Source organism: [Clostridium] symbiosum ATCC 14940, from assembly GCF_000466485.1.
Taxonomy (GTDB): Bacteria; Bacillota; Clostridia; order Lachnospirales; family Lachnospiraceae; genus Otoolea; species Otoolea symbiosa.
In genome coordinates this window covers 1-4,074 of the sequence record NZ_KE992978.1, presented here as the reverse complement: position 1 = coordinate 4,074, position 4,074 = coordinate 1, and the positions used below count along the sequence as shown (strand labels likewise).

Here is a 4,074-nt window from a genome sequence, read left to right as displayed (position 1 = left end):
CGGCGTCCTCACCTGCTTAACTAAATCTCCATCTTATTGCATTTTTTCCATTAAAGTGGTAGGATAGAAAACATATCGAGTTAAGAGCAGCCGGTGCCGCTGTCCGCCTGTGCGGACAGTGGGTAAAAGGGAAACAGGTGAAATGCCTGTACGATCTCGTCACTGTAAGTAAGGAGCGTATAATCTGTGTCATTGTAAGCCACTGAGCCGTTTGGTTTGGGAAGGCGGTTATACGTGTTGATAGACAAGTCAGGAAACCTGCCGTCTGTTGGTACAGGAATATATTTTCCAAATCACGAGTAATTGGTTGTGCCGATTAACGGCTTTTAGCCGGGAATCTCTGACTCAAACGGTGACGGATTTTTAAACTGTGCAGGAAACGGGTGCTGGAAAAATTTTCAGGCACGCTTTGTCCTGCAGAGTATATAGCTCTGTGCAATGACACGCCCAGAGAAATGAAATTTACTGCTGCGCGTCATTGCGCATCAGATGCCGGTTGAGACTTCAGCAGATTCTTTAATGGAAAATTCCGTACTTGACCTGAACCGATAATGTGATACAGGAAAAAGGAGGAAGAAACATGAAAATCAAAAAACTGGCAGTATTATTTGCATCTGTGGCGCTGGCGGCGGCGCTGGTGACGGGGTGTTCAGCAGGGCAGAAGGAAACTGCGGCTGAGGCAGCCGGTACGGCGGATGAGACGGCGGCTCCTGAGACGGAAGCGGATGAGAGCGCGGAGGCAGCAGAGGAAGCCAAAGAGGACGAAGAGAACTACGATACGGGGGACGCTTCATTGGACAATACCAGAAACCAGGATGAAATCGGAGAAAATGAGCTTTTGGTTGTCAGCTTTGGAACCAGCTTTAATGACAACAGACGTTTTACGGTGGGCGCCATCGAAAACGCGATGGAGAAGGCATTTCCGGACTACTCTGTGAGAAGAGGCTTTACCAGCCAGATCATCATTGACCATGTGAAGTCACGGGATAATGTCACGATTGACAATGTGGGGGAAGCTCTTGGCCGGGCGGCTGACAACGGTGTGAAGAATCTTGTAATCCAGCCGACTCATTTGATGAACGGACTGGAATATAACGATTTGGTTAATGAAGTGGCTGAGTATTCCGATGCATTTGAGAAGGTGGCGGTAGGAGAGCCGCTGCTCACTTCAGACGATGATTTCAAGGCTGTGATGAAGGCCATAACAGAGGCAACCGCAGAGTACGACGACGGTGAAACTGCTATCTGCTTTATGGGCCATGGCACTGAGGCCGAGTCCAATCAGGTTTATGCAAAAATGCAGGACATGCTGAAAGAGGCCGGGCATGAGAATTACTATATCGGTACGGTGGAAGCGGCGCCGACCGTTGAGGATGTGCTTGCCGAAGTCAAAAAGGGAAGCTATAAAAGGGTGGTTCTGGAGCCTTTAATGATCGTTGCCGGAGATCACGCCAATAATGATATGGCAGGGGACGATGAGGGATCCTGGAAGAATGTCTTTGAGGGCGCCGGATATGAGGTGACATGTCTGCTGAGAGGACTCGGGGAGATGGAACCAATCCAGCAGTTATTTGTAGAGCATGCACAGGCGGCAATGGACAGCCTGTCAAAATAGAGGAAAGTTAAACGCATAAAAGAAAGCTAAAGTAGAAGAAAGCCAAAAAGAAAAAGGCAGTCAAATCAATAAGAGAAAATAAGGGGCGGTCGGAGCAATTTGCTGATCGCCCTTTTAGAAGTGAGGTATTTTATGAAAATTCAGAAACGAGGATGGCCGGTTCTAATCATCGCTTTCAGCCTGATGGCGGCAGGCTGCAGCCTGCGTACGACTTCGCCGGGGACTGAGACAACGGCGGCAGAAACCGTAACGGGTACAGGGACTGGGCTGTCTGAGACGGCTGCTTCAGAGGAGCCTGAGGAAATCCAGGGAGATAAAGGGAAGGACGGAGCAGGCCGGGTGGCTGCGGGGGAAGAGACAAGCAGCCGGATTAATGTGGCGGATGAGGATATGGAGCCGGTGTACGCCGGGGAGATAAAGGACGGCGTTTATCCTGTAAAGGTGGACTCCAGTTCTAATATGTTCCAGGTTACCGGATGTGAGCTGACGGTCAGAGATGGCCGGATGACCGCGGTCATGACGATGGGCGGAACCGGTTATTTAAAGCTGTTTATGGGGACCGGGGAGGAAGCGGCCAAAGCAGGAGAAGAGGATTTTATCCCATATAGGGAAACAGAGGATGGACTTCATACCTTTCAGGTTCCGGTGGGGGCGCTGGATATGGGGATCGACTGCAGTGCATTCAGCAAAAAGAAAGAGAAGTGGTATGACCGGGTTCTTGTATTCCGGGCCGATTCTCTTCCGGCCGACGCCATTGCCGACGGGAAAATTACGACAGTGGAAAGCCTGGCGCTCAAAGACGGTATCTATACGGCGGAGGTGACACTGGGCGGAGGTTCGGGAAGGGCTTCTGTAGAGTCTCCGGCCCGGCTCCGGGTAAAGAATGGACAGGCATTTGCCACCATCGTCTGGGGGAGTGCAAATTACGACTATATGAAAGTTGATGATGTTAAATATGAGACAGTAAATGCGGAGGGCAATTCGGCCTTTGAAATTCCGGTAACCGGATTTGACTGGAAAATACCGGTTATCGCGGATACGATAGCCATGAGTGAGCCTCATGAGATCGATTATACGCTGGCATTTGATTCATCGACGATTAAGAAGGCAGAATGATGGGAAGAAACAGATTAGTACGGTTTTTAAGCGCAATTGCCGCCACAGGACTGATAGCGGCAGGTGCATGCGGATGCGCTGCACCGGGTAATCCGGCCGGAGGCAGCGCAGTTCAGGGAAGTGCGGCTCAAGACAGCGCGGTTCAGGGCAATACGGTTCACGGCAGCCCGGAGGAGATTCAAACCGCCAAAATTGATCACAGCATGGAATTACTCTATGCAGACCAGTTTTCCGTTGACTATTATGACAACGGCTGTGCGCTGATTACGATTAAGGACAGCGGCAGCTATCTCGTCGTTCCGGCCGGGAAAGAGCCGCCAAAGGGCCTTTCGGATGACATCACGGTAATCAGACAGCCTCTCAGCCATATTTACCTGGCAGCGACGTCAGCCATGGATTCGATGCGTTGCCTGGATGGTATCAGCCAGATCACACTTTCCGGAACCGATGCCTCAGGCTGGTATATAGAGGAGGCAAAAGCGGCGATGGAGGAGGGGAAAATGATTTATGCGGGGAAATACAATGCCCCGGATTACGAGCTGATCCTCTCAAAATCCTGTGATCTGGCAATCGAATCCACGATGATTCACCATGCCCCCGAGGTGAAGGAACAGCTGGAACAGCTTGGAATCCCCGTGCTTGTGGAACGCTCCAGCTATGAGAGCCATCCCCTCGGCAGAATGGAGTGGCTGAAGCTGTATGGCGTGCTGCTGGGCAAAGAGGAGCTGGCAAAAGAGCTGTTTGATGAACAGCTAAAGCAGCTCGGAAACCTCGATGCCGGAAAGCCGCTTGGCAGGACCGTGGCGTTTTTTTACGTCAGCTCCAACGGATATGTAAATGTAAGAAAATCAAGCGACTACGTGGCTAAAATCATTGAAATGGCAGGCGGCAGCTATGTTCCCGACAATCTCATGGAGAATGAAAATGCGCTGTCTACGATGAATATGCAGATGGAAGCATTTTATGCGTCGGTAAAAGATGCGGATTATTTGATATACAACAGCACCATTGACGGGGAGCTCAAATCTTTAAATGAGCTTTTGGCTAAGAGCAGCCTGCTGGCTGATTTTAAAGCGGTGAAGGAGGGAAACGTCTGGTGTACGGAAAAGAATCTTTTTCAGGAAACAATGGGCCTGGGGGATATGATTCTGGATATCCGCAGAATTCTGACCGAGGAGAACCCCGATCCGGCAGAGATGGTTTATCTGTACCGTCTGGAATAATCCTGCCTGTGGATCACTGCGTTATCCGCATAAGACGGGTGAGGACGCCGCCGCAGGCAGCGCCCGGAACGGACCGGGTCCGGTGCCGCGAAAACCTTCGCCTGAGTCTTCCGTCCCCGG

3 protein-coding genes and 1 riboswitch are annotated in these 4,074 nt (G+C 51.0%); all 3 genes read left to right on the top strand.

Features of this window, described 5'->3' with window-relative positions; genetic code table 11:
* Positions 1 to 74 precede the first annotated feature (74 nt).
* A riboswitch (cobalamin riboswitch) is annotated at positions 75 to 280 on the top strand.
* Between the two features lie 300 nt (positions 281 to 580).
* The gene (locus CLOSYM_RS16365) at positions 581 to 1,615 is read left to right on the top strand and encodes a sirohydrochlorin cobaltochelatase (protein ID WP_044902649.1); all 1,035 of its coding nucleotides are present in this window, start codon (positions 581 to 583) and stop codon (positions 1,613 to 1,615) included.
* Positions 1,616 to 1,747: 132 nt separating this feature from the next.
* Positions 1,748 to 2,731, top strand: a complete 984-nt coding sequence (locus tag CLOSYM_RS16360; protein WP_021642969.1) for an iron transport-associated domain protein — start codon at positions 1,748 to 1,750, stop codon at positions 2,729 to 2,731.
* Entirely contained in the window at positions 2,731 to 3,954 is a 1,224-nt protein-coding gene (locus CLOSYM_RS16355) for a TroA family protein (RefSeq protein WP_003499289.1), read from the top strand. Before CLOSYM_RS16360 ends, CLOSYM_RS16355 begins: the two co-directional genes overlap by 1 nt.
* The last annotated feature ends 120 nt before the right edge of the window (positions 3,955 to 4,074 follow it).

Coding starts and splice junctions, on each gene's coding strand:
- CLOSYM_RS16355 (WP_003499289.1), top strand. CDS start 2,731: ATGGGAAGAAACAGATTAGTACGGTTTTTAAGCGCAATTGCCGCCACA.
- CLOSYM_RS16365 (WP_044902649.1), top strand. CDS start 581: ATGAAAATCAAAAAACTGGCAGTATTATTTGCATCTGTGGCGCTGGCG.
- CLOSYM_RS16360 (WP_021642969.1), top strand. CDS start 1,748: ATGAAAATTCAGAAACGAGGATGGCCGGTTCTAATCATCGCTTTCAGC.